Consider the following 3446-nt stretch of genomic DNA (forward strand, 5'->3'; position numbering starts at 1 on the left):
GTGGGGACATGGGTTCCTTCCACGCGAAGTCGGCGGGGTGGGAGGAACAATGGTCCGCAGGAACGCCGGTTTGGCCAACCGGCGTTGCTGGGCTACCTTCCGACCCTGGCCGGTGGGACGGACCGTTCAATCTCCGGGAGAACCCGCACATGACGGGCTGCCAGTGACGACGGGCTTGCCAGCTGGCGCTCCCGCGGTGCAGCGAGCGGCAGTGACCTGCGAAGAAGGTTTAAAGACGGTATTGATGTCGATGTTGGAATACGCTGGTTCACCGGTGTACCCCCACGGGGTGAGATCGATCAAGTTTTAGGAGTCAATCCCGTGTGGCCGCGGCGAGTGCGATCTACGCGTGCTTCTAAGTGATAGGTTGATGCCCGCAACACCCTTTTCCGGTCCATAGAAGGAAGGGGGTGATGGACGTGTTCAACCCTGGCCAGGAGCCACTCGAAGAACGCCGACAGATGAAGCGTCGGAGCCGCCGCACGGCGGATCTGCCGCCGAAGCTGAAGTGGGCAGTTTTCGGGCTCCAAGCCGCACTGCTCATCGCGCGTGCGCTGCGCGAGGTCAGGTCGTGGCTGCTTTGACCAGGGGGTGAACGCAGGAGCCCGCCGCGCGCGGTGGACTCCTGCGTTGCATCCACGTCTTCCCTCGACGGGGTCTGCACTTACCTGGCAGCGAGTCAGGCCCCGTCGTTATCCGCAGATGACTATTGGGACTCTACCACTTTATTTATTCGGCTGGGTAGTATTGATTATGCCGGACATCATCTTTCTTGGTAACCCTTGATTAGTATTACTTTTCCATGTAATGGATACCTCTCGTGATTGATTCGGCTTTGATGTTCATTGGTGCTTGAGGGGCATATTTTTGACATTTTTCATGCGGCAGACTTCTGTTCGCTCATGCCCGCAGTGCCTTTGGTGTCACGTTGCAGAGCTGCCCGTGCGGCCCCGGCGCCTCTTGAGTCTTCCTCGGAGGCGTCGGGGCGAGGGGCTAGGAGGCCGCGAGGCAGTGTGACGCCCGTATGGGTGAGGGGTCGGTAGTTTTCGCTCCGTGGATACTGCGGGCCCGCCGTTAGTGGAACGGGTTCTCCGTTCCACGGTCGGTAGCGCCCGCCGCGTCGAGGAGTTCGGGGAGATCGATGGGGTCCGCGTCGCGCTGGTCGATCCACCATCCTGCCCGGTCGATCCCGCGGGCTTTTTCTTCCAGTTCCGCCCAGCCCTCCTGGTTCAGGGTGCCCTCGACGGCTAGGGCGGTGTGCGCGGCTGTCATGAGCTGGTGCCGTGAGCGTTCTCCCCAGTCCAACGTGCGCTCGGGACCTTCCAGCGGTGGCATGTCGAACCTTTCGGCCCACTCGGAGGCCGCCTGCTGTTCTTCGGCTCGGCGGGTTGCGAGCCACTGTGCTTTGGACTGGCTGTCGGCGTCGCGTGCCGCCTTCCAGCAGTCGCTGCAGTCGCGTTCTGCCAGCCAGCGGGCGAAGCCGGCTCGGCGGTCGGCGGGGCGGTCGGAGAGGTCATGGGTGATCGAGTGGCCGCAAGGGTGCTCGATGATCCACTGGGTACGGATTGCCACGTGGTTGTTCCTGCTTTCTGTCTTCTGCGTTGTCTCAGCGTGTTCTGCGGATGGCGTCGGTAGCTGCCGTGGCGATGGCGGCGGGAGCGCTGGAGGGTCGGGGCAGGTGCAGCAAGGTGGTCCCCGGCAAGTGTTGGGACGTCGCGGTGAGGGTGAGCTGGAGTACGGCGCAGCCGGCGGTCGTGAGCTGCTTGACGCGGGTGACGGCTTGAGCGGTTTCGGCGGAGGTGTAGATGGCGTCGGTGACGATCACGAGGAGGCGGCCGGCGCCGGGGCGGCTGAGTTCGAGGCCGTGGTCGAGCGCGTCCAGGGCATCGGCGAGGTTGTGACTGCTGCCGTTGGCGCCGAATTTTGTCACGCGCTCCGGTGCCCGGTGGGTGGGCCGGGTCAAGGCGGTCAGGTGCGTGTCGTAGGCGATGGTGGCGGTCAGGGAGTCGGGGTCGGTCAGGGATGCTGCGCGGGCCACGATCCAGGCAGCGGACGCTACGGGCGCGCAGGCGGCCCGCATGGAGCCGGAGACGTCGACGGCGATCCCCACACGCAGCGGTGGGGTGGGGGAGTTGCGGCGGCGTGTGTGGGTGAAGGGTTCCGCGGTGGGGATGGACCCGGCCGCGCGCTGTGCGTCGCGGGCGAGGGCACGGCCCATGTTGAGGCGGCCGGGCGGGGTGGGGCTGGTGGTGCGCTCCTCGCTCCGCTCGCGGTAGGCGGCGGCACGCAGGGCGCGGCTCAGGCGCGCGGCGGCACTCTTCTCGGCGGCGGTGGGCCTGCGGGTGCCCTTGACCGGGTTGCCGTAGGGCGCCGGTGTGCCGTCGGGGGTGACGGTGGTGCCACGGGTGTTGAAGACGCTCTTGGCGGTGGCGGCGGCTTGGCGTCGCTGGCCGGCTCGCTGGGCGCGGTCCTGTGCCTGCGTCTTGGACTGCGCGGCCAGGGCGTTGGCCGCTGCGGTCTGTGCCGCGAGGTCGGCGGCGTCGGTGGCGGCCGTGCTGTCCATGACGACCCCCACGGCGCCGGACAGCAGATCGGTGAGGTTGTCCGGCACGGGCAGGGCGGGGGCAGCGGCGTCCAGAGCGTCACACCACTCTTGACCGTGCGCGAGCATGCTCGTGACGTCGTGGTCGGCGCACTGGTGGGCTGCGCTCCAGATACGGGTGAGGGTGGCCAGCAGGTTGGCGCCCAGCACCTGGTCGCACAGATCGGCGACGGCCTGGGTCTCGCCGGCCTCCAGGATGCCGACGTCACGGCGGCCGAGGATCAGGGCCGCCACGCCGGCGGCGTGCTCGATGCCCTGGAGGGGGGGGTGGGCGATGTCGGGCATGACCAGGGTGCGGGCGCTGGTGCGCAGGTACGTGCGGTCCGTGGGCCGCGTGATCAGGTGTGCGCCTTCGACACGGCTCTCCTCCAGCAGGAGCGCGGCCTCGACGGCACGGGGGTCTGCTCCGGCAGGCGGTGTCCAGACGGAGTGGGCCGCGTGCGCGGCCTCGTGGACGAACACTCCCCAGGGGGCGGGATACCGTTCTTCGTCGCCCACGATCCGGGGATGGATCTCGTGGGGCTTCAGCGGGGCGAACAGGCGGGCGTCGAACTCGATCTCGCCCAGCGTGGGGGAGAACGCGGCTGGTGCGCCGCTGCGGGTGCCGGGGCGGCAGGTGACGAGGAGGTCCTGGCGGCCGGAGAGGGCGACCAGCCGGTCTCCGAGTTCGGCTCCCACGCGCAGCCACGCGGCCGGCGAGGAACGGGGTTGAGCGGGCGGGGCGCCGTCGTCGTCCCAGCGCGCGAGGTCGGCGTCGTCGTCCGGTGTGGTGACGGGGGGCTGGATGTGGTGGTGGGTGCTCATCGCGCGTGGCCCCGGTGTGCGGAGCCGGTGCTGCCCGGGG

Annotated in this window: 3 protein-coding genes; 1 reads left to right on the forward strand and 2 read right to left on the reverse strand. The window is 68.3% G+C overall.

Annotated elements, in window-relative coordinates:
* Positions 1–461 precede the first annotated feature (461 nt).
* Positions 462–584, forward strand: coding sequence for a hypothetical protein (locus LCE31_RS40670; protein ID WP_263632781.1), 123 nt, complete (start codon positions 462–464; stop codon positions 582–584).
* Positions 585–1074: 490 nt separating this feature from the next.
* Here LCE31_RS40670 and LCE31_RS37990 read toward each other — a convergent pair whose 3' ends face one another.
* A complete protein-coding gene (locus tag LCE31_RS37990) occupies positions 1075–1572 on the reverse strand; it encodes a hypothetical protein (RefSeq protein WP_225022707.1) in 498 nt (165 codons plus the stop codon).
* Positions 1573–1606: 34 nt separating this feature from the next.
* Positions 1607–3406, reverse strand: coding sequence for a VWA domain-containing protein (locus tag LCE31_RS37995; RefSeq protein ID WP_225022709.1), 1800 nt, complete (start codon positions 3404–3406; stop codon positions 1607–1609).
* Positions 3407–3446: the final 40 nt, after the last annotated feature.

Origin of the sequence: Streptomyces sp. 8L (genome assembly GCF_020176795.1) — a bacterium.
Taxonomy (GTDB): Bacteria; Actinomycetota; Actinomycetes; order Streptomycetales; family Streptomycetaceae; genus Streptomyces.